This is a genomic window from Acinetobacter sp. CY17, assembly GCF_059515825.1.
In genome coordinates, this window is the sequence record NZ_JCAKMX010000023.1 from 20,462 (window position 1) to 47,121 (window position 26,660).

The following is a 26,660-nucleotide window of genomic DNA, read 5'->3' on the forward strand; positions in this document are numbered from 1 at the left end:
TATGAAACGGGTGTTACTGCCACCGCGTCAAGATTGGCAACAACAGCAACGTGATATTGGCTTTGATTATTTTGATTTGGCTTCACGTGACGGCTCAATGTATTGGTCAGAGGGTGTCGCCTATGAGTTTAGTCTGCAACAAATTGAACAGCTTGAAGATGCCAGCAATGAATTACATGCGATGTGCTTAGACCTTGTCGCAGACATGGTAAAGCGGGGCAATTATCCTGATTATTTTCATCTTCCGCATGCAGCAATTGCTTGTATTGAAGATTCATGGCGCAAACAAAGCCCAATGCTTTATGGGCGTTTTGACTTTGCCTATGATGGTCAGAATATTAAAATGCTCGAATACAATGCTGACACGCCAACGGGTTTATTGGAAGCCTCCGTGGCGCAGTGGCATTGGCTAGAGCAAGTACAAGATATTGCCAATCGTGATCAATTTAATAGTATTCACGAAGCACTGATTGCACGTTGGCAACACACCTATAGCGCAGGTCAACATGTACATTTTGCTGCCTGCCAAGAAGCAGGGCGTGAAGATTGGGGCAATTTAGAGTATCTCATGGACACTGCGTTCCAAGCAGGACTAAACGTGCATGAATTGTCTATGGAAAATATTGGTTGGGATGAAACCGACTTTGTTGATCTAGCCGAACAACCCATTCGGCATCTCTTTAAGTTGTACCCTTGGGAATGGTTATGGCAAGAACAATTTAGCCAGTTTATTCGACCTGAAGTTAATATAGATTGGATCGAACCCTGTTGGAAAATGCTGTTATCCAATAAAGCTATCTTAGTTGAGCTATGGCAACGCTATCCACATCATCCTTTACTGGCTGAAACGCATATTTATGATCCACAGCAGAACTATCAAGGCAAATGGGCACGTAAACCAGTATTGTCACGCGAAGGCGCCAATATCCATATTGTTCAAAACAATCTAGATTATGGCGCTGCCTCGGGCAGTTTTCATTTTGATGAATATGATCAATCTGGCTATGTGATGCAGCAATGGGTTAAAACACCATTATATGATGGCATGCTGCCGACCTTAGGTTTATGGATGGTCGGTGATCAATGTCATGGCATGTCTTTACGTGAAGATGTGTTTGAGGTCATTGGTAACGATGCTCATTTTGCTGCGCATTATTTTGTCGAATAAAAAAGTGGCTTTCGCCACTTTTTATTGCTTAGATCCTATTATGACTTAGATACTATGCGCTGCTACACGGCGCATATAAAACACTAAACGAGTAAAAAATAAAATTTGTAAAAATAGGGTAAAGGCAGAGATTGTCCATTCATACCATTCATCAAAGGCTGTACCTTCTAAATTCAAGGCAAAATATAAACCTAATAAAATGCCCCCAAATACCACACCTGCTAGGGTAGTTTGCACCAAAATTGGAAAAGATAAGGCAGTAATACGGCTAATAAAGTGCTCGCCCTCATCACCACCATTGGCACGATAAGCAGATTGAATTCCAATCGCCATAATTGCCAAGGTCAGTAGGCCTTCAACTGCAATAATATTCAAATTAAAGTAAGGTGAATACATGCCATAGTAGTACACCAAAGAAACCAGTAAAGCTGTCATTAGGTAATAATTTTTATAATGTTTTTTTTCTAAAGTATTGGCAGACAACTCATGGGCAAGGGCTTTGCTATTCCAAAAATACATACAAATCTTGGCTCTAAATTGATTAATTTTCACACTTTACGCATTTAAGGCGCAAAGATAAAGGGCAAAAACCGCCTTTTATCTTGGCAAAGAATTTGCATTGTAGTTGTGGTCACCATCAAATTTTAGGAGCACAGCATGAACGCCATTATTCCGACACTACAGCTGTTTGATCAACCCTGTAACAGTCAATTTGATGCAAGTGATTGGCAAATTTTAGCCCAACACTGGTATCCAGTGGCGCGTGTGCAAGATGTGTCAATGCAACCACAACGCGTGACCTTGTTAGACGTGAATATGGCACTGTATCAAACCCAAAGTGGCGCAATTCATTTAGTTCGGGACATTTGCCCGCATCGCGGTGTCCCACTGACAAAGGGCTGGGTCGAAGATGAAAATATTATCTGTCCTTATCATGGGCTGCATTATGGTGCTGATGGTCAATGCAATAAAATTCCTGCTCAGCCTGATCTAAAAAAAATCTCTGAGCGTTTTCGTTTAACTAAATTTCCTGTGGTCGAGCGCTATGGGTTGATTTGGACCAGTATTTTTGCACGCGATGTCGATAGCGCTAATCTCCCTGTCTTAGAGACATGGGATCATCCTGAGCATCAAGCAATCCTACCGCCATTTGTAGATATTGCAGGTTCCAGTGGTCGTCAACTTGAAGGCTTTATTGATGTCGCACATTTTGCTTGGGTGCATGATCAGGCCTTTGCCAGTCGTGACAATCCTGTGGTACCTAAATACCAAACTGAACGCACAGATTATGGTTTAAAGAGCACGTATATTAGTGATGTGAGTAACTATCCACATGGCTTACAGCATTTAGCCCCTGAAGGTTTTGAGTGGAAGCGTACCTTTGATGTTTATCCACCATTTAGCGCAATTCTGACTGTAGATTTCCCGAATGATGGCGTACTCAAAATCTTAAATGCCTGTTGTCCTATTTCACACAACAAAACCCGTTTGTTTGTACCCCTGACGCGTAATTTTGACCAAACAGGCGACTTAGAAGCAGTTTATGCGTTTAATGCGCAAATTTTTGCTGAAGATCAAGAGATGGTTGAATCCCAAAAACCAGAAGAACTGCCGCTGGATTTAATGATGGAAGCACATTTTGAAGCAGACCGCTCATCCACCACATATCGCCGTATTTTAGCAGAATGGGGACTGAGTAAACGTTATACAGTTTAAGCCCTCAATATTGGGTACAATCAATCGAAAAAATAAAACTCGCAGGTTAAAAATGTCTTCTGTAATTGCAACGACGGCGATCCGCGGTCGCTTCCTCGATATTCAGAATACGGTTGCCCAAGCGCGTGAAATTCACGACCAAGTGCGATATGTGGAAGATGGTTTACTGATTAGCAAAAATGGTCATATTGACTATTTTGGTTCGTGGCAGGAAGGGCAACATCTGCTCGATGCCAATACTCAAGTGCAGCATTATCCTGAACAATTGATTGTCCCCGGCTTTATTGATAGTCATATTCATTTCCCACAAACCGAAATGATTGGGGCTTATGGTGAACAACTGTTAGAGTGGCTTAACACCTATACTTTCCCGACTGAATTACAATTTAAAGACCCTGAATACGCCCAAAAAATTGCCGAGTTCTTTATTCAAGAACTACTCAAAAACGGCACCACAACCGCTTTAGTCTTTGCCACTGTGCATCCTGAATCAGTGAATGCCTTATTTGAAGCTGCAACTCGCAAAAACATGCGCGTGATTGCTGGTAAAGTGTTGATGGATCGTCATGCGCCTGAAGATCTGTGTGATACAGCCGAAACTGCTTATACGGATTCCAAAGCCTTAATTGACAAATGGCATGGTCAAGGTCGTAATCTTTATGCAATCACACCACGCTTTGCACCCACCTCTACAGAAGCTCAACTTAGCAAAGCAGGGCAGCTCAAAGCCGAATATCCTGATGTGTATGTACATACCCATTTAAGTGAAAATAAAAATGAAATCGCTTGGGTTAAAGAATTATTTCCTGCTCAAAAAAGCTATTTAGATGTCTATCATCATTATGGTTTAACAGGCTCAAAATCTGTATTCGCGCATTGTGTCCATTTAGAAGAAGATGAGTGGCAATGTATGCATGATACTGATTCCGCGATTGCTTTTTGCCCAACCTCAAACCTGTTTTTAGGCAGTGGTTTATTCCCACTGCACAAAGCGTGGCAAAAACAAGTCAGAGTAGGCTTAGGCACAGATGTAGGTGCAGGCACTTCATTTAACCAACTGCAAACTTTAAATGAAGCCTATAAAGTGCAGCAACTGCAAGGCAATAAACTCTCTGCTTTTGAGGCGCTATATCATGCCACTTTAGGCAGTGCCAAAGCTTTAAGCTTAGACGACAAACTTGGCAACTTTAATCTAGGCAAAGAAGCAGATTTTGTGGTGTTAGATTTAAATGCCACTGCGCTGCAACGTTTACGTCAAAGCCGTGCTAAGAATATTGAAGACGCTGTATTTGCGCTGATCACCATGGGCGATGATCGCAACATTGCAGCCACCTATGTCTTTGGTCATTGTGTTTATCAGCAGTAATTTATCGCATAGAGTTTCAACAATTAAAGCCACATCGTTTAATCTGTTGCCTTGGTTTACATTTTCAACACTAAAACGGATGCAACAGTAGAGAAGATGCTTTAAAATTAAAACATGTTTAGGGGTGTTGCAGGTCAACACCTTTTTTATTTTTGATTTTGCTTTTTAGGTATCTACCCATGTCTGTTGAAATGAAGGTGATGATTTCTGCTGAAGAAATTCAAGCGAAAGTTCAGGAACTTGGCGCTAAAATTAATGCACATTATGCAAATAGCGACAAAGAACTGGTACTGATTGGCTTGCTTCGCGGTTCAGTAATCTTTATGGCTGACCTTTGCCGTACCATTACTAAACCTCATGAACTCGATTTTATGACTGTATCAAGTTATGGCGGCGGTACAGTTTCAACACGTGATGTCAAAATCTTAAAAGATTTAGATGGCGAAATCCGTGGTAAAGACGTACTGGTTGTTGAAGATATTATCGATTCAGGTAATACCTTAAGTAAAGTATTAGAAATTTTACAAACGCGTGAGCCAAACTCCATTGAGCTATGTACTTTAGTGAGTAAGCCTTCACGCCGTGAAATTGAACTTGAAGTGAAATTTTTAGGTTTTGAAGTTGAAGATAAATTTATCGTAGGTTATGGCTTAGACTACGATCAAAAATATCGACATGTTCCATTTATTGGTGAAATTGGTCTTTAAGATCAAATCACTTAGAGAGAGTGGCCGTAGGCCACTTTTTTTATTTTTTAAAATCGACATCTGCACAAAAAAGCAACATTTTTTAGCGTAATTTGGCTTTAGTGCTCGGCGTGAATCCTGAATTATAGAATAGATAAATAACCCTGAAAACAACCATCAAAATTCTAGAGGAGACAACTTATGTGGTCACTCATCGTTGCAATTGTCGTGGGTTTTGTTGCTGGCTTAATCGCAAGAGCACTGCATCCAGGTGAAGATAAAGCTGGTTTTTTAATGACTACTGTACTTGGGATTGCGGGTTCCTTGCTGGCAACTTATGCTGGACGTTTATTAGGTTTATACGGCGAAAACTCAACAGCAGGTTTTATTGCCTCTATTATTGGTGCGATTGTGATTTTATTTATTTACAACATGCTGAGTAAAAAAGCTTAAAAATACCTATAAAAAAAGCCCTAAAATTTAGGGCTTTTTTAGGTTAAAGCTTTATTTTTATAAGCCTAGTTCACGCCAGATTGTTTCAATTTCAGTGGCAGGGTAAGCGCCCAACACACGATAGCCATTTGAGAAAATAATGGCAGGTGTGCCCGAAACCCCTAATTTTTTAGCCAGTTCAATATTGGCATTAATTGGATTCTTACAACTCTTTTTAGATTTTGGTGCAATTCCTTGTCCAATTAACTGTTGCCATGCAAAAGCAGGATCAGCTTCACAATAGACTTGCTTAGACACTGCGACTGATTGTGTTTTTAATGGCAAAATGAAGGTATATATTGTCACATCGTTTAGCTTTTTCATTTCTACTTCAAGCTGTTGACAATATGGGCAATTTGGGTCAGAAAAGATCGCAAGCTGGCGCTTACCATTCCCCCTTACTGATTTAATCGCATTTTTCAGGGGTAAACTGTCCCAGCTCACCGTGTTATTTTTAACAATCAATTCTTGAGTCAGGCTTTTTTGATCTTTTAAACGCAGCATATTACCTGCAATCAAATGTTCAGCATCATCATTTAAATACACCACCTGTCCATCAATTTCAGCACTATAAATACCACGCATTTCGGTATGGGCTATATTTTTTACTGCCAAATTAGGATAATTTTTAGCAAGATTTTGTTGTGCAGTAGTGAGGTCAGCGAGGGTAAAGCTAGATAGGCTGAGCAGTAACATGCTCAATATGGTTTTTTTCATACCCGAGGTACTCAAGTGTTAGATTTATATGCTGTTTAATTCTACGCTGTTATGCTCAAAATAGACCACAGTGATACGGTTTTGATTACCTAATCACAACAGCTTAAATGTTTCACGTGAAACAAAAAATAATATTTTAACCTCAGCCTAAAATTATAAATCTACAAATAACATATAAACAACTTATTGATTTTTAATTATTTTTAAATTCATACATAGGTATTCACTTATCCACATGATTCTACAAGTTATCCACAATTCGACTATATTATCGCTCTTTAAGCCATATCATTTACTCACAACTTAATTTAAGTCGTGGATAAGTACAAAGTTATCCACATATTTAGCCTAAAAATACTCAGATATCTATAGCATATTGCTTGATTTAGCCATTAAAAAAGCCCTCATAAGAGGGCTGTTGTATTACTTTCCAATACAGAACGAACCGAAGATTTTCCCAAGCAAATCATCAGCGCTGAAATCACCAGTAATTTCACCTAATGCATTTTGTGCTAAACGTAACGATTCAGCCACCAGCTCACCTGCGTTATACACCACCAGTTGCTCACGCGCTTCTGCAAGATAGTACTGTGTGCGCTTCATTGCATCTAAATGACGAGTACGTGCAATAAAGGTATCTTCTTCTGGTTGGAAACCTGCATGCGCTGTAATCGCATCTATGAGCGATTGGACGCCAGTTTCTTGCTTAGCAGAGACAGTAATATGACGGAAGCCATTTAAATCAGAAATTGCGGTTTTTACATTAGTTAAATCACATTTATTTCCAATCAGCATGAGACGTTTTGGTTCAATGTGATCAGCAAAATAGTCTTGCGCCAATTGTAATGGGTCTTCACCTTGGCTTAAGTCATACACCAGTAACAATAAATCCGCTTGCTCAATTTCTTTAATGGCACGGCGGATGCCTTCTTTTTCTACGATATCGCCAGTTTCACGCAAACCTGCGGTGTCGGTTAAGGTGATTGGTAAACCATTTAAAGTAATTTTCTCATGTAGCACATCACGGGTTGTACCTGCAATATCAGTCACAATGGCACGCTCAATACCCGCTAAAGCATTTAATAGCGATGATTTACCCGCATTTGGTTTACCTGCAATCACCACTTGTAAGCCTTCACGCAATAACTGTCCTTGACGCGCTGATTGCTGTACTTGAGTGACTGCACCTGCAACACCATCCAGTAGGCTTAAAATTTTACCATCCGCTAAAAAGTCAATTTCTTCTTCAGGAAAATCAATGGCTGCTTCTACGTGTAGGCGTAAATGAATCAGTTGCTCAAGTACTGCATTTACTTTAGTAGAGAAGGCACCTTGCAATGAACGTACTGCAGAACGTGCCGCAGCTTGCGAAGTCGCATCAATTAAATCGGCAATCGCTTCTGCTTGGACTAAATCGAGCTTGCCATTTTCAAAGGCACGCATGGAAAACTCACCCGCTTTAGCTGCCGTAGCACCTAGCTCTAATAAACGCGCCAGTAGGGCATTTTGAATGATAGGCCCACCATGACCTTGCAACTCAACCACGTCTTCACCAGTAAACGAGTGGGGGTTAGGGAAGCAAATGGCTAAGCCTTCATCCATCACCTCACCCGCTGCATCATAAAACTTACGAAATGCAGCATAACGTGCACCGGCAAGGGGTTGCTGGGTTAGGCTTTGGGCAATGGCATAAGCTTTGGGCCCAGATAGGCGAATTACCCCAACGCCACCACGCCCCGGTGGTGTGGCAATCGCAGCAATAGTGGTTTGAGTTTGCATAAAATTCACCTAAAAATCTTTGTTAACAACACAAATAAAAATCCGCCTAAGATTACCATCTTAAGCGGATTAATTCAGCTAGTCAGTAATGTTGTATTACTGGCTTGAGCCTTCACGTTGTTCACGTTCTTTCGCTACAGATTTATTAATTAAACCTTGCTGTAAGATGGTGATCAAGTTGTTGACGATCCAGTAAAGTACCAAACCTGCAGGGAAGAACAGTAAGAATACTGTAAAAATCACCGGCATAATTTTAAATACTTTGGCTTGCATTGGATCAGTCGGCTGTGGATTTAACGACTGTTGGATATACATGGTTAAGCCCATCAACAGCGGCAAGATAAACCAAGGATCCATTGCAGATAAATCTTGAATCCAAAGTAACCATGGCGCATGACGTAGCTCTACAGATTCCATAAGAACCCAATACAACGCCAAGAAAATAGGCATTTGCAGTAATAACGGTAAGCAACCTGCAAGTGGATTCACTTGTTCACGCTTATACAATGCCATCATTTCTTGCGAGAAGCGCATACGGTCTTCACCGAACTCTTCTTTCATGCGTTGCATTTCAGGTGCAATCACACGCATTTTCGCCATTGAGCGATAGCTCTTAGACGATAATGGCCACAAGATCAGTTTAACAAGCACGGTAAGCAAGATAATTGCCCAGCCCCAGTTACCCACTAAACCATGGAAGAATTCCAGACCCACGAACAATAACTTGGCAATTGGCCATAACCAACCGTAATCTACAGTTTGGTTTAAACCAACAGCTAAATCTTTAAGCTCAGATTGAATTTTTGGACCTGAATAGAAGGTCGCATCCACTTCTGCCACAGTACCTGCAGGTACATTAATCGCTGGCGAAGTAAAACCAATAATATTCATATCATCGGTTGATTTACGCGATTCAAGTTTAGCCGCATAAGCTTGAGCACCATTTTGGGTCAGCTTAATTTCACCTGGCACCCAAGCGCTTACAAAGTAATGCTGAACCATAGCAACCCAACCGCCTGTTGCGTCAACACTTACTTTTTCTTCATTGAAGTTATCAAACTTCAACTTATTGTAATGCTCGTCTGGTGTACCCCATGCACCACCAAGGAAAGTACCAAGGGTAAAGATCCCTTGATCTGATTTACCTGGATCGTCAGAGTTATCACGTTTGATTTGACCAAACATTTGACCCTGCCAAGGTTGGCTACTGCGGTTAACCACTTTGTGATTAACCACAATTGGGTATTCACCTTCAGTGAAGGTAAAGGTTTTAATGATTTCTACACCATCAGCGGTTTTATAAACCATTGGTACAGTGACAGTTTTAATTGCCTGACCATCTTTATCTTTTGCAGCTTTAGCATCAGCTAAGCTATATGAAGTTTTTTCAACTTCATAGTTTGGACGACCATTACGGCTTGAGTCTGGGCCATTAAGACCAATTAAACCAGACTGCGCGACATAGGTACGTTTGTCATCGCTTTCAAGCATAACGAATGGTTCATCGCTATCTTTATTTTTGTCATGATTGAGTAATTCAACACGAACAATATCACCACCTTTTGGACTAATCCAAAGATGATAAAGGTCAGTTTGTACTGAAATAAGCTGTTGACTTACAGGTGCTGTAGTGTCCGTTGCCTGTTGTGCTGCAACATTTGCTTGTGGCAGATCAGATGCGGCAACTGCCGTCTGACCATTTGGCAAATCTGCAGATACATCATGCGATACCACGGCAGCTTTCTGCTGCGGCTGACTATCTGCATTACCGTAATCTTTTTGCCAAGCCAAAATGAGCAAATATGCGACAACAAACATGGCACCGAGAATTGCAATCCTGGCCCATTGTTGCATATCTATTACCCCAAGTGGTTAGAGTGTTTTTGGTTCAATAAACGATCACGAAAGGGTACAGCAACAAGACGCTTTTGAGAATCAGAATCTATTTGCTGAAAGGAAATAAAACGAATTGCTTTTAATGGAACAGGATCATAACCCGATCCTCCCCAAGGATGGCACCGGCAAATACGTTTCGTAGATAACCACACACCACAGACAGCACCATGCGTATGGACTGCTTCCAAAGCATATTGAGAACAAGTTGGAATATAACGACAACGCGGCCCAAGTAATGGACTAATCGCAATCTGATAGAGACGAATGAACCAATGCAGTAGACGTACCATTGGCCATCCCTATTTTTCTGGGGAGGGAGCTATTTTTGAATGCTTTTTAGCAAGGCGTTGTAACTTCTGCCAAGCAAATTGTAGTTGCTGATACAATTCGGCATTAGGCACTGCTTCAATCCCCATTTTGGGCATCACGACAATATCTAATAAACCTAATTGATGTTGGTGCAAGCGAAAGCTTTCGCGAGCAAGTCGTTTTACTCTATTTCTTTCGTGTGCGCGGCGCACTTTCTTCTTAGCAACAACTAAACCCAAACGGCTATTCGGCAGTTCGGAATGTTTTGCTAAAAATAAGAAATGGGGCTGATGCACTTTAAAAAGCGCACCATCAAAGACACCTTTGTAATCGGCAGCACAGCGTAAACGAACCTCTGTGCTATAGCCGCAAAGTGTTGTCATCACACCCAAAACCGTCAAGTCTTAACTATTGATTAAACAGTTAAGCTATGACGACCTTTTGCACGACGGCGAGCTAATACTTGACGACCAGCTTTAGTAGCCATACGAGCACGGAAACCATGAACGCGCTTACGCTTTAATTCAGATGGTTGGAATGTACGTTTCATATTGAAACTCCAAAAATGATCTTTCTATAAAGGTCCGCGATTTTAGTGCTCATTGCTTGAGCTGTCAATGCAAAATGGCAAATGTAACGCAATTAGATTGTAATTTTTGCTGTTTAAGTTTTTAGCGTGTAAACAGTGAAAAGATAAATATTCCTTAGTCTACAAACATTAAACTATTGTTTTAAAAAAATAAAATAAATATCAACAATGATATTAACAGACTTATCCACAAGTTTATTCATAGTTTGTCTATAACTTTAATTTTAATTCCAAATTTATTTGATTTTAAGACTTATCCACAGAAAACTCGATGCTTATAAATAAATTTAAATTTATAAATTTAATATTATTATTATTAGGGAGCGATTTTTCTATGGATAACACGATTTTGAATATAAAAATCATTAATTTACTATGTGGATAAATATGTTTTTAATTTTTGGATAATTTGTGGATAACTTTGTGCTATATTTTATCCACAGCTTATGGATAAAGTTATCCACATTGTGATTTAAATTTAAATTTGCGCTTTTTTTACTAAATCGCTGCGATTGCTCATGACAGATGTGGATAACTTAGTTAGAATGGCGACCCGCTTTGGCTTGGCGCGGTAATTTTCAAATCTGTTAACGGATATATAGGGGTTTCACATGCTTTGGACAGACTGCTTAGATCGCTTGCGACAAGAGCTATCTGGAAATGTCTTCACAATGTGGATTCGACCGTTAGTTGCAGAAGAAACTCAAGACTGTTTGCGTTTGTATGCGCCTAATCCTTATTGGACGCGCTATATTCAAGAGCATCACCTAGAGTTGATTTCAATTTTGGCTGAGCAGCTCTCTGAAGGGCGCATCCAAAAGGTTGAGATTCTAGTAGACTCACGTCCTGGTGCAATTTTGTCACCAAGTGAACAGCCAGCAACCAGCACAGCTGCGTTGAGCCCAGTACCTCAGTCTATTCAGCCTAAAGCTAAAAAAGATAAAGATGAGGCAGCCAAAGCCAATCGCAAACGTCTGCTTAATCCTTTGTTTACGTTTTCCCTTTTTGTGGAAGGTCGTTCTAACCAAATGGCAGCCGAAACCTGTCGTAAGGTTTTAACCCAACTAGGTGAACCGCAACATAATCCATTATTTTTATATGGACCTACTGGTTTAGGTAAGACGCATCTGATGCAAGCAGTCGGTAATGCCTTATTGCAAGCCAAACCAAATGCTCGAGTCATGTATATGACTGCAGAAAGCTTTGTACAAGATTTTGTTACCTCGCTACAACAAGGTAAGGTTGAAGAGTTTAAAAAGAACTGTCGTTCTTTAGATTTATTATTGGTGGATGATATTCATTTACTTGCGGGTAAAGAAGCCAGTTTGGTGGAGTTTTTCTACACCTTTAACGCGCTGTTAGATGAATCAAAACAAATCATTTTAACTTCAGATCGTTATCCAAAAGAATTAACTGAACTTGATCCACGTTTAGTTTCACGCTTTTCTTGGGGCTTATCTGTAGGAGTTGAGCCACCAGACATTGAAACGCGTATTGAGATTCTGCTAAAAAAAGCGGAAAGCACAGGGGTAGATTTACCACGTAATTGCGCGCTTTTTATTGCTCAGCAAGTGGTGGCAAACGTGCGTGAACTTGAAGGTGCACTGAATAAAGTGGTCGCAATTTCGCGTTTTAAAGGTACATCTATTGATCTTGATGTGGTGCGTGAATCGTTAAAAGATGTGCTCGCAATTCGTGCGCGCACCATTAGTACAGAAAATATTCAACGTGTAGTCAGCGAATACTTCCGCATTCCATTAAAAGAATTGGTGGGCCCTAAACGCACACGTATTTACGCTCGACCACGTCAATTGGCAATGGGATTGGCACGTGAACTCACTGGCGATAGTTTTCCTGAAATTGGTATGGCATTTGGTGGGCGTGATCATAGTACAGTCATGCATGCCTGTGAAAAAGTGCAAAGCCTACGTGAACAAGATCCTATCTTTAACGAAGACTATAAAAACCTACAGCGTTTGTTACAAAGCTGATTAAGTTTTATTCAAATGCTAGACCTTGCAATAGTGCAAGTTCTACCTCATATTACTCATCGAAAAATTTCATCTTCAGCTGTTAGAGGAATGTATTGTGCGTTTAAAAATCGCGAAAGAAAGCTTACTTAATGTTCTCTCTCACGTCGTGGGCGCGGTAGAACGTCGTCATACTCTTAATATCTTATCTAACGTTAAAGTGCAGGTAACGCATACGGCTTTGACCGTAACAGGCTCAGATTTAGAAGTAGAGCTAGTGGCCAGTACTGCTTTAGCTGAAGGTGCATGTTTAAAAGCCGGTGAGACCACTGTACCTGCCCGTAAGTTAGTCGATATTTGCAAATCTTTACCTAATGGTGCTGTAGTTGATTTGCAAGTTTCTGAAGATCAACGTTGTGTGCTCACCTCTGGTCGTAGCCGCTTTGTTTTAGGTACTTTACCTGCTGAAGATTACCCATTACTCACCACAGAAAGTACACACGGCACACAAGTGACCGTAACGCAGCGTGAGCTTAAGCGTCTATTTGAAAAAACTGCGTTTGCGATGGCTGTACAAGACGTACGTTTTTACTTAACAGGCACATTGCTTGAAGTCGAAGAGAATCAATTGCGTGCTGTGACCACAGATGGCCACCGTTTGGCGCTATGTGAAACTTTAGCTTCTTCTAATGCCACTCAGCCAATCCAAGCGATTGTGCCGCGTAAAGCAGTTGCAGAGTTACAACGCTTATTGAGCCTTGAAGATGAACCATTATCTTTATTAATTGGTCGTGAATTGCTTAATATCACCATTAGTACGCCAAGCCGTGATAAAGATCAGCCTGATATTAGCGTACGTTTCACCACCAAGTTGATTGATGGTAAGTTCCCTGACTATCGTCGTGTCATTCCACGTGGCGGCAATAAAACAGTAGTGATTGGGCATGATGTGTTTAAGCAATCTTTACAGCGTGTTTCGATTTTAAGTAATGAAAAATTACGTGGCGTATTCTTAATTTTTAAACAAGATGCCTTGCAACTACGTGCCAATAACCCTGAGCAAGATGAAGCCACCGAAGAACTCGCTATTCAGTACAATAGTGATGAACTCGAGATGTCATTTAACTCACAATACTTACTTGAAGTACTAAACGTCCTTGATGGCGAAGATGTATCAATGACCATGACGGAAGCCAATCATTCAGTCTTAGTACAAGATACGGCTTATCCTGATCAGACCTATGTGGTCATGCCAATGCGTGTTTAAGCGTTTAGCTTTATGCATATTACGCGTTTAAATATCCAACGTGTTCGAAATCTAGAAGCGGTTGCACTCCAAGAGTTGCAGCCGTTTAACGTCTTTTATGGGGCGAATGGTTCGGGTAAAACTTCGGTTTTAGAGGCGATTCATTTACTGGCGACCGGACGTTCTTTTCGAACGCATATGCCTAAAAACTACATTCAGCAGGGTAAACCTGATGCCATTGTATTTGCCCAATCGCCAAGCGATAAAATTGGTATGCAAAAGCTGATTTCAGGTGAGCAAACTATTAAGCTCAATGGCGATCATATTGCGACTCAGGGTCAATTAGCACGCCTATTACCCTTGCAATGGGTTGACCCATTAAGTACTGACATTATTGATCATGGCGCCAAGCCACGTCGACAATTACTTGATTGGTTAATGTTTCACGTGGAACCTGAATTTTATCAAGCTTGGCAGTTCTATTCGCGTACTTTAAAACAGCGCAACAGCTTACTAAAAAGTCAGCGTCACTTGAGCTTGAATGATTTAGAACCATGGAACCAAATATTGGCGCAATATGGTGAAATTTTGCATCAGCAACGTTTGAGTGTTATTGAGCAATGGCAACACTATTTGCTTCAAGATCTACAGCATTTATTACCTGATTTAGAGATCAGACTTGAGTATCAAGCCGGCTTTCATCATGAACAAGGTTTACTACATGATCTGACTACTCATCATCAAAAAGACCTTGAGAGACGTTATACCGAATATGGTCCGCATCGTGCTGATTTGCGCTTGAAAACCCCACTGGGTGATGCTGACGTTGTGCTATCGCGCGGTCAAAAAAAGCTGTTAATCATTGCGTTAAAACTGTCACAGATTGCAATGCTACATGCTTGTAATAAGGAAACTGTGGTATTATTAGATGATCTGACGGCAGAATTAGATTTAACCGCACAACAACGTTTAATTGGGCGCTTGAGCCAACTTGGTAGTCAAGTTTTTATTACCACTTTAGACCATGAGTCAGTGCAAACTCACTTACATGATTTGTCTATTTCTTATCAATTATTCAAAGTTGAAAACGGTGAGGTTCGCCTTGTCACACAATGATTTACCCATCTTTGGATAGACCTATTTTTTCACTAGGGAGAAACCATGAGTTCAGAAGATCAATCTGTCTCTACTACAGAACAAACCATTGAAAAGGCTTATGATTCCTCTAGTATCAAGGTATTACGTGGCCTCGACGCGGTTCGTAAACGTCCCGGCATGTATATTGGTGATACTGATGATGGTACAGGCTTACACCACATGGTGTTTGAGGTCGTTGATAACTCAATCGATGAAGCCTTAGCAGGTCACTGTGACGAAATTTTAGTGACTATTCACGAAGATGAATCAGTATCTGTTGCTGATAACGGTCGTGGTATTCCAACCGACATTCACCCTGAAGAAGGTGTTTCTGCCGCAGAAGTGATTTTAACGATTCTGCATGCAGGCGGTAAGTTTGATGATAACAGCTATAAAGTTTCTGGTGGTCTACACGGTGTAGGTGTTTCCGTTGTTAACGCCTTGTCAGAAAAACTTGAACTCACCATTCACCGTGCGGGCAAAATTCATGAGCAAGAATATCGTCATGGTGATTCTCAATATCCACTGAAAGTGGTTGGCGAGACTGAAAAAACGGGTACTCGTGTACGCTTTTGGCCAAGTGCTGAAACCTTTAGCCAAACCATTTTTAGCGTCGATATTTTAGCGCGTCGTTTACGTGAACTTTCATTCTTAAATGCCGGTGTACGTATTGTTTTGCGTGATGAACGTATTAACGTAGAACATGTATTTGATTTTGCTGGTGGTTTATCTGAGTTTGTTAGATATATTAACCAAGGTAAAACTCATCTCAATGAAATCTTCCATTTCACTACACAAGCTGAAAATGGCATTGGGGTAGAAGTTGCTTTACAGTGGAATGATTCATATCAAGAAAACGTACGTTGTTTTACCAACAACATTCCGCAAAAAGATGGTGGTACACATTTAGCTGGTTTCCGTGCGGCATTAACGCGTGGTTTAAACAACTATATGGAAAACGAAAACTTACTCAAAAAAGAGAAAGTTGCAGTATCTGGTGATGACGCGCGTGAAGGTTTAACTGCCATTGTTTCAGTGAAAGTACCTGATCCAAAATTCTCTTCACAAACTAAAGAAAAATTGGTGTCGAGTGAAGTGAAAACAGCGGTCGAACAAGCCATGAATAAGTCGTTCTCTGAGTATCTATTAGAGAACCCGCAAGCGGCTAAATCAATTGCTGGTAAAATTATTGATGCAGCACGTGCGCGTGATGCAGCACGTAAAGCGCGTGAAATGACGCGTCGTAAAAGTGCGCTGGATATTGCAGGTTTACCAGGTAAATTAGCCGATTGCCAAGAAAAAGATCCAGCTTTATCAGAACTTTATCTCGTCGAGGGTGACTCTGCGGGTGGTTCGGCAAAGCAAGGTCGTAACCGTAAGATGCAAGCCATTTTGCCACTGAAAGGTAAAATCTTAAACGTAGAACGTGCGCGCTTCGACCGTATGATTTCTTCAGCTGAAGTAGGTACTTTAATTACCGCACTGGGCTGTGGTATTGGTCGCGAAGAATATAACCCAGACAAATTGCGTTACCACAAAATCATCATCATGACCGATGCTGACGTGGATGGTTCGCACATCCGTACCTTGTTGCTGACGTTCTTCTTCCGTCAAATGCCAGAATTGGTTGAACGTGGTCATATTTATATTGCTCAGCCACCGTTGTATAAACTGAAAAAAGGCAAGCAAGAGCAATATATTAAAGATAACGATGCATTAGAAACGTATTTAATTTCAAACGCAATTGATGATCTAGAATTACATATCAGCGCTGAAGCACCGGCAATTCGTGGTGAAGCATTGGCAGCTGTTATTGCAGATTATCAAACCTCGCAAAAGAGTATTCAGCGTTTAACGCAGCGTTATCCTGCAACCTTACTTGATGGTTTATTGGGTCTAGACGCCTTTAAACTAGATCAAGTTACAGATCGTGATTATGTAGAAACTTGGGGTGAGCAATTACGTTTAGCAATTGCCAAGCAACAAGAAAATCTACGTCCTGAATTGTCTTTAGAGAGTTTTGAAAAGCAAGATGCTGATGGCAATGCAGTGATTGCGTATTACCCACGTATTACTGTGTATGTGCATAATTTGCCACATGCTTATTTGCTAGATCAGACTTTATTGGCATCAGCTGAATATGCACGTTTGTTAAAGAACTCGAAGAGCTGGTTTAGCTTACTTGAAGAAGGTGCTTATTTACAAAAAGGCGAGCGCAAAATTCAAGTATCTACTTTCCACCAAGTTTGGCAGCAAATTTTGCAAGACTCTCGTCGTGGCATGATGATCCAACGCTATAAAGGTTTGGGTGAAATGAACGCGGAACAACTTTGGGAAACCACGATGGATCCTGAAAACCGTAACATGTTACAAGTAACCATCGATGATGCGATTGAAGCTGATCGTATGTTCTCTTGCTTAATGGGTGATGATGTAGAACCACGTCGTGCCTTTATTGAAGAAAATGCCCTCAATGCGGATATCGATGCCTAATTAGCCATCGTATTAAATTGTAAAAAGCGCCTTTCGGGGCGCTTTTTTTATGCTATGTTGAAATTAAAAGTCGTCAATGATCGTGACTCAATTGAGGTGAATAAGATGGATACGACGCAATTAGAAGGCATCCGTGATATTTGGATGGAGGCATTTTTTACTGGCAATTATGATGTGTTAGCTCAATATGAAGCTGAGCAATTTAAAGTGGTATATGAACAAGAAGGTCGTGTCGAAAGCAATTATACCCGTTACGATTTAATTGCACATGCAGTGCAAAATGGGGTGTGGAAACCACAAAAATTAGATGTCATCGCTGAAGATTTTGATTTTGATTTAGATAATCAACACTGTAAGGTTCTGATTACACTAGCAGATCAACGTAAGATTCAAGAAACTTGGGCTTATGATCAAGCATGGAAGATAAACGAACTACGCTTTTTAAAATAAATACAATAAACCTGATGTGCGGATAAGTTAGTATTGTTTGCCAAAACTGTGGATAACTTTTGAGTTATCCCCTGTAGAGATTTCAGTCTTTAGAGCTAAGAAAGCACCCCTAGAGGTGCTCTTTTACTGAGGATAAGTCACTGTTTGTTTGCCTAAGCTGTGGATAACTTTTAGGCAGCTGTGTATATCTTCAATTAATCTTCAAATGAAGCTTCGAGATCTTCAAGTTCCATCATCAGCTCAAGCATTTGTTCTTCAGCTTGTTCGACTTTGCCTTTAAGTTCCGATTGCTCATTCATGAGTTTAAGTAGCTCATCTTTACGGTTGGCTTCATACAGGGCAGTATCACCTAGCAATGTTTCAATTTCGGCTAAACGAGGTTGTAGCTTGGCAATTTGCGCTTCATTTTTCTCGATATTTTTGCGAATTGGGCGCGTTTGCTCACGGCGCTGTGCAGCTAACTTACGCTGTGCTTCTTTATCGAGTTTAGATATCACAGGTTTATCCGAGACCTGTGAAGTCACAGGCACAGCAGGTTGCTGCGCGTTTTTCATCATCTCAATACGTGCTTGACGTAACCATTCGGCATAGGCAACTAAGTCACCATCGAACTCGCGACAGCGTCCATTATTGACCAAAATCAATTCGTCACAGACGCTAGCAATGAGTTGACGTTCATGCGATACCAAGACCACCGCACCTTCAAAATCTTGCAATGCCATAGTTAAGGCATGACGCATATCTAAGTCTAAATGGTTGGTCGGTTCATCGAGTACCAATACGTTTGGACGTTGCCATACAATTAAAGCCAGTGCTAAACGTGCACGTTCACCGCCTGAGAAGCTTTCACTTGGTGTATCCATACGCTCGCCGCTAAAACCAAAACTACCTAAAAACGAGCGTAAGCTAGCTTCAGAAATTTTAGGATCGGCGATCCGTGCTAGTTGCAGCATTGGGCTGGCTGTACCGTCTAAAGCATCCATTTGATGCTGAGCAAAGTAGCCAATATTTAGTAATTCAGAGGCTTTACGTTCGCCACGTAATAACGGTAGATCACCTACTAAGGATTTAATTAAGGTAGATTTACCTGCACCATTCATACCCAATAAACCAATACGGCTATTTGGGGTAATTTGGAGATGAATATTGGTGGCAATAAGTTTGTCGCCATAACCAATATCTGCACTTTCCATTTGTAATAGCGGCGAACTCATTTTGGTTGGTTCACGGAAACTAAAGGTAAATGGCGTATCTACATGCGCAGCAGAAAGTTCCTGCATACGTTCTAATTGCTTGATACGGCTTTGTGCTTGTTTGGCTTTGGTGGCTTTGGCTTTAAAACGGTCAATAAACTTTTGTAAGTGTGCACGCGTTTCTTGTTGCTTTTCAAAAGCTTGTTGTTGCTGTGCTAAGCGTTCACTACGGGTACGTTCAAAGGTTGAATAGTTACCTGTATATAGTACGAGTTCTTGATTTTCGATATGTAGAATATGATCGGTAATCGCATCTAAGAAATCACGGTCATGCGAAATTAGGATTAAGGTACCTTCGTAGGCTTTGAGCCAATCTTCAAGCCATAAAATCGCATCTAAATCTAAATGGTTAGTCGGTTCATCAAGCAACAGTAGATCTGAACGGCTCATTAAGGTACGCGCCAAATTCAAACGCATACGCCAACCACCCGAAAAACTTGAAACATCAAGCTCAGACTGATGTTCAAAGAAGCCTAAACCTGCCATGAGTTGTGATGCTTTCGATGGCGCAGAATAACCATTAATTTCATCAAAACGACCATATAGATGCGCCATTTCATCATTATTTAATTGTTCAGGATGAGCCAGTTTGTGTTGAATATCCCAATATTCTTCGTCGCCCGACAAGACAAAATCAATCGCTTTCATATCCAGCGCTTTGATTTCCTGTGCCATATGCGCAACCGTCCATACCGATGGACGAGTTAAACTACCGCTGTCGGATTCCATACCACCAAGTAGCGCGGAAAATAAAGTCGATTTACCAGCGCCATTGACCCCTGTTAAACCAATTTTCCAACCAGGATGCAATTGCATAGACGCTTTTTGAAAAAGAACACGTCCACCGCGACGTAAAGAAAGTTGCTCTAACTGAATCATGAAATTATCGAACAGAGAAAAAGTAGCCTCATTCTAAAGGAAATTAGAAAAAAGCCAAAACCTAAGCAATTTTGATATTGTTCGAAAAATAAACTTGATAAAATAGCTCAACTTTAAGCACTTTAAAGCTTCAAAAGTGCCCCATATATTGATTATGCTATACTGCATAATTGTCTTAGCCGCATAAGACCACCAGATTAACTAGAGGAATCTCCCCATGACTGATCAAGCGCTTGAGCTGACGGATAGTGCTGCGAACAAAGTTCGCCAATTGCGTGAGAGCGAAGGCAACCAAGATTTAATGTTACGTGTTTATGTAACAGGTGGTGGTTGTTCAGGTTTCTCTTATGGCTTTAACTTTGCTGAAAGCCAAAATGAAGATGATGCAGAGTTTATAAATGGCGATGTAAAAATGTTGGTTGACTCTTTAAGTTACCAATATTTAGTTGGCTCTGTTGTCGATTATATTGAAGGTTTAGAAGGTTCGCGCTTTGTGGTGCAAAACCCAAATGCGACAACAACTTGTGGTTGTGGTTCTTCTTTCTCAATCTAAAGATTGTGATAAAAAAGCCCCAGAGTTGGGGCTTTTTTTATGTCTGTATCAATTATACGTAAGTCATCGTACCTAAAACACGGTAGCCATTGGCACCCGTTACAGCAGGTAAATTTCCACTCAACTGAGTTACAAAACGCATTGCTAACCAAGCAAAGGCTGTGGCTTCGACCCATGTTGGGCTAAGCCCTAAATCTGCTGTGGTTTGCACCGTCCATTGATGTTTACGTAAACGCCAACGCAACTGTTCGAGTAAATGTGAGTTATAGGCACCACCACCACACACATAAACTTCGCCTGTATCCATATTTGAACGGTAAATGGCTTTTTTAATGGCACGTGTGGTGAGTTTCATTAAGGTGGCTTGCACATTTTCAGGCGTGTCTTCGAGTTCGTCATATTCTAAACTGCTGCGCCAATCAGCAATTTGTTCATCGAGCCACTCTAGGTTAAAGTCTTCACGGCCAGTACTTTTAGGTGGTTCTTTTGAGAAAAACTCATGCGCTTGCAAGCGATCCAGCAAACTGCGAATAGCATTGCCATAGGCAGCCCAATTGCCATTTTCATCGTAGGGTTGACCCGTATAACGGTGGCACCACGCGTCCATTAAAATATTGGCAGGACCTGTATCAAAACCAAACACCTGATCAGGTTGACCTGCAGGTAACATGCTCACATTGGCAATGCCACCTAAATTTAAAATCACGCGATGAATGGATTCATGCTGAAAAATATCCTGATGAAACGCGGGCACAAGCGGGGCACCTTGACCACCTGCTGCCATATCACGACGACGAAAATCTGAAATCACTGGAATTTGGGTGATTTCGGTAATGATATTCGGATCGCCAATTTGTAAAGTGAAGCCATGTTCAGGACGATGACGGATGGTTTGGCCATGTGAACCAATCGCTTTAATTTGACTACGCTCTAAATTATTGTTTTCAATGAGTTGATTGATACCATGTCCAATCATTTGCGCGAGTGCAACATCGGCTTTCCCCATACGATCAATTTCGTTGTCATCTGGTAAAGTTAATGCCATCAGTTCATCACGCAGGTCTGGATCAAAAGGCAAAGTAAGGGTGGCATGAAGTTGCAGAGGATCAAAAGAAGCAGCAACAATGTCGACACCATCCATACTTGTGCCGGTCATTACCCCAATATAGATCGCTGTCATGATTATTCTAAAGCCTGCAAGATGCTGAAAAAGTGTTAGTATATCGCACAAATTGTATAACTGATCTATTTGGATTTTGTGATGTCAAATTTCCTGCCGGCTGAAGAACAACTTGCCCTCATCCAACGAGGCACCCACGAAATTATTTCTGAAGAAGATCTTCTAAAGAAATTAAAACAGAATCGTCCATTAAAAATTAAAGCGGGCTTTGACCCGACAGCACCTGACTTACACCTTGGTCACACGGTTTTAATTAACAAATTAAAAGTATTCCAAGACCTTGGTCATGAAGTGTATTTCTTGATTGGTGATTATACTGCCATGATTGGCGACCCAACAGGTAAGAGTGCTACACGTCCGCCATTGTCGCGTGAAAAAGTGTTAGAAAACGCCAAAACCTATCAAGAACAAGTGTTTAAGATTCTTGATCCTGCTAAAACCAAGGTTGTATTTAACTCAGAATGGTTTGGTCAAAAATCTGCAGCTGATTTAATTCAATTGGCTTCACAGCAAACTGTGGCACGTATGTTAGAGCGTGATGACTTTACCAAGCGTTATAACAGCCATCAGCCAATTGCCATTCATGAATTCTTATACCCATTGGTACAAGGTTATGACTCAGTGGCTTTAGAAGCAGACGTTGAGCTTGGTGGTACAGACCAAACCTTTAACTTATTGATGGGTCGTACCTTACAAGGTCGTTATGACCAAGAAGCACAAGTATGTATTACCGTGCCAATTCTTGAAGGTTTAGATGGCGTGAATAAGATGTCTAAATCTTTAGGCAACTATATTGCTGTGTTTGATGCACCGGGCGCGATGTACCAAAAAGTACTTTCTATGCCAGATGCCTTAATTGAGCGTTACTTTGATCTTTTAAGCTTTAAGTCAGTTGAAGAAATTCAACAATTGCTTAAAGAAGTGGCTGAAGGTCGTAACCCACAAGAAGTGAAAAAGATTCTTGCGCTTGAATTGGTTGAACGTTTCCACGGAAGCGATGCGGCTGCCAATGCGCATAAAGGTGCAGGTAATATTATTACTGAGGGTGAATTACCTGAAGGTACGCCAGAAATCACGATTTCATTGTCTGAATTTGGTGGTGAATTATTTATTACTTCAATTTTACGTGAAGCAGGTTTGGTGAAAAATTCAGCACAAGCCAAAGATGCTTTAGGCCGTGGTGCAGTAAAAGTGGATTGGCAAGCAGTAGATACTAGCTATTCGGTCAAAGAAAAATCGACTTTAATTGTACAAGCCAGCAAAAAAGCCATTGCTAAAGTGACTTTTGTAGATTAATCACTCACGCTTAAATTGTTTTAAGTGATTGAAAAAAAGCAGACTTTGGTCTGCTTTTTTTGTGACTAAAGTTTTATATTTGTATTATTAATAAGTAAATTCAAAAAAAACCTTATAAAAACAAGGTTTAATTTTTTCCAATCGCTTGCGTTTGAGAAAAAATCTCGTTAGGATGGATTTCATCTTATGACTGTAGAACACAGTCCAGAGGGTGTAAATTAGGAATATCATTCAAGGAAGATATCTTAATTTTGAGTAAAGAATTTAACGAAAATAATTATAATAAGACACACTGGATCGCATTTGATGATCTAACTCCGAGAGAGAGATTTTGGGAGAGATCTCTTTCTTTTTTTATGCCTAAAATAAGCGTTTGAAGTGCTATTTAGTTATTAATTTTATTTAAATTCAATAAAGGCCAAACGTGGCAAAATCATCTTTACTAAAATACCGACTAACACCGCAGCAATGATGGTGCCTTCGCGTACACCCAAGACTTGATGCAACACCAATAAAGAACTCATCACTGCAATAACAATCAAGACGATATCTCCATAAAGTTTGCATGAGCCAAAGTTCCAATGAAAGCGCAAAGAAAACGCTTGATATAAGCCTTCACCAGCCAAAAAAATTAAATTGGCTTTGATGATCATACATACGCCAATAGCAGTGATAGCGCAGCTCATCAAACAATATAAAAGTTGTTGTAGATAGGTGATGGGTGACCAACTTTGTGTTAGCCATAACATAAGATCAATCCCTAGACCAAAAATAAGGCCTACAGGTAATTGCAGCCAGCGTGTCCAGCGAAAATCATCCTTCAATAATAGTTTTTGAAGCGCAATCATCAAGACGTGCATAAAAATAGTCAGCGTACCTACAGAAAAAGGTAATATAAAACTATATACATACGGCAAAGATGAAATTGGCGATGTGCCTAGATTAGAACGAATAGATAGGGCAACTGCAAAGGCAAGCAGCATTAAGCCACCTAGCAATAAGCCTAAACGGGGTAAAAGTTGAGTTGGCATGAGTCAAACATAGTGTAAATAAGTTTGAGTCTAAACAAAGATGAAAAAATGTACTATGCAGCGAAAGGTGAAGAAAAGCGCTTTTTTTATGGCATGATCATTTATAGCTATACATTAATTTGCGACATAGTGAATATTTAAAAACTGTCATTTGATATATGGCAAAAATATGAATAATAAAGTGATTATTATAATCAAGACACAACTATGTACTACCAAACACAAGATTGGCATGACCAACATATTCAAAGCATACTTACATTTTTATTTGACTATACACATCCAGCGTTAAAGCAGCATCAATATCAAGATGTCATGTGGCATTTTCAGCAATTAGATATCCCAGCTTTTTATTTATTATTTGCTTTAGTTCAAGAACGTTTACCTAAACGCGCAAAGATGTTGTTTATGGCAGAAGACTATGCGGGTAAACAACAAATATTATTAGAAGTGATGGGACATTTAATAAAGAACACAGTTAATTGAGCTAAAAAACAGATTTTTCTGCTTTAAAATAGGTTTTATTGATTTCTTAGGTTAAAAAATAAACATTCATAATATAATTTTATAAATAGCGCTTGCTAAGCAAAAAAAACTACCTATAATGGCCAGCATACCAACGCAGTAAAGCGCAATAGATTTAGCACGAAGTGTTAAGTTGTTGAGTTTTAATGTGTTTTAGCTTTTTAGCGACGAGCTATAAAGTTAATCATTAAGAGATTATGAAGAACAACTTGTGTGGATTTTTACTGGTTGATCAATCGAATATATTTTCATTGATAATTGGTAAGAATTTCTCGAAGTTTATTTGAGCAAATTTTTTGTCAGTAATTGATGAGCCAAGATTGGTGCCCTATAGGCACTATTGATTTTAAACTGAAGAGTTTGATCATGGCTCAGATTGAACGCTGGCGGCAGGCTTAACACATGCAAGTCGAGCGGATGAAGGTAGCTTGCTACTGGATTCAGCGGCGGACGGGTGAGTAATGCTTAGGAATCTGCCCATTAATGGGGGACAACAGTTGGAAACGACTGCTAATACCGCATACGCCCTACGGGGGAAAGCAGGGGATCTTCGGACCTTGCGTTAATGGATGAGCCTAAGTCGGATTAGCTAGTTGGTGGGGTAAAGGCCTACCAAGGCGACGATCTGTAGCGGGTCTGAGAGGATGATCCGCCACACTGGGACTGAGACACGGCCCAGACTCCTACGGGAGGCAGCAGTGGGGAATATTGGACAATGGGCGAAAGCCTGATCCAGCCATGCCGCGTGTGTGAAGAAGGCCTTTTGGTTGTAAAGCACTTTAAGCGAGGAGGAGGCTACTTAGATTAATACTCTAGGATAGTGGACGTTACTCGCAGAATAAGCACCGGCTAACTCTGTGCCAGCAGCCGCGGTAATACAGAGGGTGCGAGCGTTAATCGGATTTACTGGGCGTAAAGCGTGCGTAGGCGGCTTTTTAAGTCGGATGTGAAATCCCTGAGCTTAACTTAGGAATTGCATTCGATACTGGGAAGCTAGAGTATGGGAGAGGATGGTAGAATTCCAGGTGTAGCGGTGAAATGCGTAGAGATCTGGAGGAATACCGATGGCGAAGGCAGCCATCTGGCCTAATACTGACGCTGAGGTACGAAAGCATGGGGAGCAAACAGGATTAGATACCCTGGTAGTCCATGCCGTAAACGATGTCTACTAGCCGTTGGGGCCTTTGAGGCTTTAGTGGCGCAGCTAACGCGATAAGTAGACCGCCTGGGGAGTACGGTCGCAAGACTAAAACTCAAATGAATTGACGGGGGCCCGCACAAGCGGTGGAGCATGTGGTTTAATTCGATGCAACGCGAAGAACCTTACCTGGTCTTGACATACAGAGAACTTTCCAGAGATGGATTGGTGCCTTCGGGAACTCTGATACAGGTGCTGCATGGCTGTCGTCAGCTCGTGTCGTGAGATGTTGGGTTAAGTCCCGCAACGAGCGCAACCCTTTTCCTTATTTGCCAGCACTTCGGGTGGGAACTTTAAGGATACTGCCAGTGACAAACTGGAGGAAGGCGGGGACGACGTCAAGTCATCATGGCCCTTACGACCAGGGCTACACACGTGCTACAATGGTCGGTACAAAGGGTTGCTACCTCGCGAGAGGATGCTAATCTCAAAAAGCCGATCGTAGTCCGGATTGGAGTCTGCAACTCGACTCCATGAAGTCGGAATCGCTAGTAATCGCGGATCAGAATGCCGCGGTGAATACGTTCCCGGGCCTTGTACACACCGCCCGTCACACCATGGGAGTTTGTTGCACCAGAAGTAGGTAGTCTAACCGTAAGGAGGACGCTTACCACGGTGTGGCCGATGACTGGGGTGAAGTCGTAACAAGGTAGCCGTAGGGGAACCTGCGGCTGGATCACCTCCTTAACGAAAGATTGGCGACCGGTAAGAATCCACAACAAGTTGTTCTT

The 26,660-nt window shown here is 41.0% G+C and carries 23 protein-coding genes and 1 rRNA gene; 14 read left to right on the plus strand and 10 right to left on the minus strand.

Features of this window, described 5'->3' with window-relative positions:
• Window position 1: 1 nt before the first annotated feature.
• Window positions 2-1,168: a glutathionylspermidine synthase family protein gene (locus AC5YCI_RS13840; RefSeq protein ID WP_496175718.1), complete on the plus strand. Its 1,167-nt coding sequence runs from the start codon at window positions 2-4 to the stop codon at window positions 1,166-1,168.
• A gap of 45 nt (window positions 1,169-1,213) precedes the next feature.
• Here AC5YCI_RS13840 and AC5YCI_RS13845 read toward each other — a convergent pair whose 3' ends face one another.
• On the minus strand, window positions 1,214-1,687 hold the full coding sequence (locus tag AC5YCI_RS13845; protein WP_496130411.1) for a hypothetical protein: 474 nt from the start codon (window positions 1,685-1,687) through the stop codon (window positions 1,214-1,216).
• 138 nt (window positions 1,688-1,825) lie between these two features.
• Between AC5YCI_RS13845 and AC5YCI_RS13850 the strand changes: the two genes are divergently transcribed.
• The 4 genes from AC5YCI_RS13850 (at window position 1,826) to AC5YCI_RS13865 (ending at window position 5,389) form a co-directional block, all read left to right on the plus strand.
• Window positions 1,826-2,884: a Rieske 2Fe-2S domain-containing protein gene (locus tag AC5YCI_RS13850; protein WP_496175719.1), complete on the plus strand. Its 1,059-nt coding sequence runs from the start codon at window positions 1,826-1,828 to the stop codon at window positions 2,882-2,884.
• Window positions 2,885-2,936: 52 nt separating this feature from the next.
• Window positions 2,937-4,250 carry a guanine deaminase gene (gene guaD / locus AC5YCI_RS13855; protein ID WP_496175720.1) on the plus strand — a complete coding sequence of 438 codons (1,314 nt, stop codon included), beginning with the start codon at window positions 2,937-2,939 and terminating at the stop codon, window positions 4,248-4,250.
• A 179-nt stretch (window positions 4,251-4,429) separates the two neighbouring features.
• Entirely contained in the window at window positions 4,430-4,957 is a 528-nt protein-coding gene (hpt, locus tag AC5YCI_RS13860) for a hypoxanthine phosphoribosyltransferase (RefSeq protein WP_496130395.1), read from the plus strand.
• A gap of 180 nt (window positions 4,958-5,137) precedes the next feature.
• Window positions 5,138-5,389 (plus strand): GlsB/YeaQ/YmgE family stress response membrane protein, encoded by a 252-nt coding sequence (locus AC5YCI_RS13865; protein WP_496130396.1) that lies wholly within the window; start codon window positions 5,138-5,140, stop codon window positions 5,387-5,389.
• Between the two features lie 57 nt (window positions 5,390-5,446).
• Here the strand turns inward: AC5YCI_RS13865 and AC5YCI_RS13870 are convergent, their stop codons facing one another.
• From AC5YCI_RS13870 to rpmH, 6 genes are all read right to left on the minus strand, one after another.
• Complete coding sequence (locus AC5YCI_RS13870; protein WP_496175721.1) at window positions 5,447-6,145, minus strand: DsbC family protein; 699 nt, start codon at window positions 6,143-6,145, stop codon at window positions 5,447-5,449.
• A 423-nt stretch (window positions 6,146-6,568) separates the two neighbouring features.
• Window positions 6,569-7,924, minus strand: a complete 1,356-nt coding sequence (mnmE, locus tag AC5YCI_RS13875) for a tRNA uridine-5-carboxymethylaminomethyl(34) synthesis GTPase MnmE (RefSeq protein WP_496175722.1) — start codon at window positions 7,922-7,924, stop codon at window positions 6,569-6,571.
• 96 nt (window positions 7,925-8,020) lie between these two features.
• Window positions 8,021-9,778, minus strand: a complete 1,758-nt coding sequence (yidC, locus tag AC5YCI_RS13880) for a membrane protein insertase YidC (RefSeq protein WP_496175723.1) — start codon at window positions 9,776-9,778, stop codon at window positions 8,021-8,023.
• A gap of 5 nt (window positions 9,779-9,783) precedes the next feature.
• Window positions 9,784-10,110: a membrane protein insertion efficiency factor YidD gene (gene yidD / locus AC5YCI_RS13885; protein ID WP_496130400.1), complete on the minus strand. Its 327-nt coding sequence runs from the start codon at window positions 10,108-10,110 to the stop codon at window positions 9,784-9,786.
• 9 nt (window positions 10,111-10,119) lie between these two features.
• Window positions 10,120-10,512: a ribonuclease P protein component gene (rnpA, locus tag AC5YCI_RS13890; protein WP_122901801.1), complete on the minus strand. Its 393-nt coding sequence runs from the start codon at window positions 10,510-10,512 to the stop codon at window positions 10,120-10,122.
• A 32-nt stretch (window positions 10,513-10,544) separates the two neighbouring features.
• The gene (gene rpmH, locus AC5YCI_RS13895; protein ID WP_000831329.1) at window positions 10,545-10,679 is read right to left on the minus strand and encodes a 50S ribosomal protein L34; all 135 of its coding nucleotides are present in this window, start codon (window positions 10,677-10,679) and stop codon (window positions 10,545-10,547) included.
• A 650-nt stretch (window positions 10,680-11,329) separates the two neighbouring features.
• Between rpmH and dnaA the strand changes: the two genes are divergently transcribed.
• From dnaA to AC5YCI_RS13920, 5 genes are all read left to right on the plus strand, one after another.
• On the plus strand, window positions 11,330-12,709 hold the full coding sequence (dnaA, locus tag AC5YCI_RS13900; RefSeq protein ID WP_496175724.1) for a chromosomal replication initiator protein DnaA: 1,380 nt from the start codon (window positions 11,330-11,332) through the stop codon (window positions 12,707-12,709).
• Window positions 12,710-12,806: 97 nt separating this feature from the next.
• Window positions 12,807-13,955 (plus strand): DNA polymerase III subunit beta, encoded by a 1,149-nt coding sequence (gene dnaN / locus AC5YCI_RS13905; protein WP_496175725.1) that lies wholly within the window; start codon window positions 12,807-12,809, stop codon window positions 13,953-13,955.
• 12 nt (window positions 13,956-13,967) lie between these two features.
• On the plus strand, window positions 13,968-15,050 hold the full coding sequence (gene recF / locus AC5YCI_RS13910; RefSeq protein ID WP_496130403.1) for a DNA replication/repair protein RecF: 1,083 nt from the start codon (window positions 13,968-13,970) through the stop codon (window positions 15,048-15,050).
• Window positions 15,051-15,095: 45 nt separating this feature from the next.
• Window positions 15,096-17,564, plus strand: a complete 2,469-nt coding sequence (gene gyrB, locus AC5YCI_RS13915) for a DNA topoisomerase (ATP-hydrolyzing) subunit B (protein ID WP_496130404.1) — start codon at window positions 15,096-15,098, stop codon at window positions 17,562-17,564.
• Window positions 17,565-17,669: 105 nt separating this feature from the next.
• Entirely contained in the window at window positions 17,670-18,014 is a 345-nt protein-coding gene (locus AC5YCI_RS13920; RefSeq protein WP_496175726.1) for a hypothetical protein, read from the plus strand.
• A gap of 194 nt (window positions 18,015-18,208) precedes the next feature.
• Here AC5YCI_RS13920 and AC5YCI_RS13925 read toward each other — a convergent pair whose 3' ends face one another.
• Complete coding sequence (locus AC5YCI_RS13925) at window positions 18,209-20,146, minus strand: ATP-binding cassette domain-containing protein (protein WP_496130405.1); 1,938 nt, start codon at window positions 20,144-20,146, stop codon at window positions 18,209-18,211.
• A 217-nt stretch (window positions 20,147-20,363) separates the two neighbouring features.
• Here AC5YCI_RS13925 and erpA point away from each other — a divergent pair, with 217 nt between their 5' ends.
• Window positions 20,364-20,699, plus strand: coding sequence for an iron-sulfur cluster insertion protein ErpA (gene erpA / locus AC5YCI_RS13930; RefSeq protein ID WP_496130406.1), 336 nt, complete (start codon window positions 20,364-20,366; stop codon window positions 20,697-20,699).
• Between the two features lie 52 nt (window positions 20,700-20,751).
• Here erpA and AC5YCI_RS13935 read toward each other — a convergent pair whose 3' ends face one another.
• A complete protein-coding gene (locus tag AC5YCI_RS13935; RefSeq protein ID WP_496175727.1) occupies window positions 20,752-21,879 on the minus strand; it encodes an anhydro-N-acetylmuramic acid kinase in 1,128 nt (375 codons plus the stop codon).
• 63 nt (window positions 21,880-21,942) lie between these two features.
• On the opposite strand from AC5YCI_RS13935, the gene tyrS reads away from it, so the two are divergent.
• A complete protein-coding gene (gene tyrS / locus AC5YCI_RS13940; RefSeq protein WP_496175728.1) occupies window positions 21,943-23,175 on the plus strand; it encodes a tyrosine--tRNA ligase in 1,233 nt (410 codons plus the stop codon).
• A 398-nt stretch (window positions 23,176-23,573) separates the two neighbouring features.
• Here tyrS and AC5YCI_RS13945 read toward each other — a convergent pair whose 3' ends face one another.
• A complete protein-coding gene (locus AC5YCI_RS13945) occupies window positions 23,574-24,206 on the minus strand; it encodes a YczE/YyaS/YitT family protein (protein WP_496130408.1) in 633 nt (210 codons plus the stop codon).
• 207 nt (window positions 24,207-24,413) lie between these two features.
• Here AC5YCI_RS13945 and AC5YCI_RS13950 point away from each other — a divergent pair, with 207 nt between their 5' ends.
• Both AC5YCI_RS13950 and AC5YCI_RS13955 read left to right on the plus strand, forming a co-directional pair.
• Window positions 24,414-24,692, plus strand: coding sequence for a hypothetical protein (locus AC5YCI_RS13950; RefSeq protein WP_496130409.1), 279 nt, complete (start codon window positions 24,414-24,416; stop codon window positions 24,690-24,692).
• Window positions 24,693-25,079: 387 nt separating this feature from the next.
• Window positions 25,080-26,616, plus strand: a 16S ribosomal RNA gene (locus tag AC5YCI_RS13955).
• The last annotated feature ends 44 nt before the right edge of the window (window positions 26,617-26,660 follow it).

Excerpts from the sequence above, each read along its gene's own strand:
- AC5YCI_RS13840 (WP_496175718.1), top strand. The coding sequence starts at position 2 with ATGAAACGGGTGTTACTGCCACCGCGTCAAGATTGGCAACAACAGCAA.
- AC5YCI_RS13845 (WP_496130411.1), bottom strand. The coding sequence starts at position 1,687 with ATGTATTTTTGGAATAGCAAAGCCCTTGCCCATGAGTTGTCTGCCAAT.
- AC5YCI_RS13850 (WP_496175719.1), top strand. The coding sequence starts at position 1,826 with ATGAACGCCATTATTCCGACACTACAGCTGTTTGATCAACCCTGTAAC.
- guaD (WP_496175720.1), top strand. The coding sequence starts at position 2,937 with ATGTCTTCTGTAATTGCAACGACGGCGATCCGCGGTCGCTTCCTCGAT.
- hpt (WP_496130395.1), top strand. The coding sequence starts at position 4,430 with ATGTCTGTTGAAATGAAGGTGATGATTTCTGCTGAAGAAATTCAAGCG.
- AC5YCI_RS13865 (WP_496130396.1), top strand. The coding sequence starts at position 5,138 with ATGTGGTCACTCATCGTTGCAATTGTCGTGGGTTTTGTTGCTGGCTTA.
- AC5YCI_RS13870 (WP_496175721.1), bottom strand. The coding sequence starts at position 6,145 with ATGAAAAAAACCATATTGAGCATGTTACTGCTCAGCCTATCTAGCTTT.
- mnmE (WP_496175722.1), bottom strand. The coding sequence starts at position 7,924 with ATGCAAACTCAAACCACTATTGCTGCGATTGCCACACCACCGGGGCGT.
- yidC (WP_496175723.1), bottom strand. The coding sequence starts at position 9,778 with ATGCAACAATGGGCCAGGATTGCAATTCTCGGTGCCATGTTTGTTGTC.
- yidD (WP_496130400.1), bottom strand. The coding sequence starts at position 10,110 with ATGGTACGTCTACTGCATTGGTTCATTCGTCTCTATCAGATTGCGATT.
- rnpA (WP_122901801.1), bottom strand. The coding sequence starts at position 10,512 with ATGACAACACTTTGCGGCTATAGCACAGAGGTTCGTTTACGCTGTGCT.
- rpmH (WP_000831329.1), bottom strand. The coding sequence starts at position 10,679 with ATGAAACGTACATTCCAACCATCTGAATTAAAGCGTAAGCGCGTTCAT.
- dnaA (WP_496175724.1), top strand. The coding sequence starts at position 11,330 with ATGCTTTGGACAGACTGCTTAGATCGCTTGCGACAAGAGCTATCTGGA.
- recF (WP_496130403.1), top strand. The coding sequence starts at position 13,968 with ATGCATATTACGCGTTTAAATATCCAACGTGTTCGAAATCTAGAAGCG.
- gyrB (WP_496130404.1), top strand. The coding sequence starts at position 15,096 with ATGAGTTCAGAAGATCAATCTGTCTCTACTACAGAACAAACCATTGAA.
- AC5YCI_RS13920 (WP_496175726.1), top strand. The coding sequence starts at position 17,670 with ATGGATACGACGCAATTAGAAGGCATCCGTGATATTTGGATGGAGGCA.
- AC5YCI_RS13925 (WP_496130405.1), bottom strand. The coding sequence starts at position 20,146 with ATGATTCAGTTAGAGCAACTTTCTTTACGTCGCGGTGGACGTGTTCTT.
- erpA (WP_496130406.1), top strand. The coding sequence starts at position 20,364 with ATGACTGATCAAGCGCTTGAGCTGACGGATAGTGCTGCGAACAAAGTT.
- AC5YCI_RS13935 (WP_496175727.1), bottom strand. The coding sequence starts at position 21,879 with ATGACAGCGATCTATATTGGGGTAATGACCGGCACAAGTATGGATGGT.
- AC5YCI_RS13945 (WP_496130408.1), bottom strand. The coding sequence starts at position 24,206 with ATGCCAACTCAACTTTTACCCCGTTTAGGCTTATTGCTAGGTGGCTTA.
- AC5YCI_RS13950 (WP_496130409.1), top strand. The coding sequence starts at position 24,414 with ATGTACTACCAAACACAAGATTGGCATGACCAACATATTCAAAGCATA.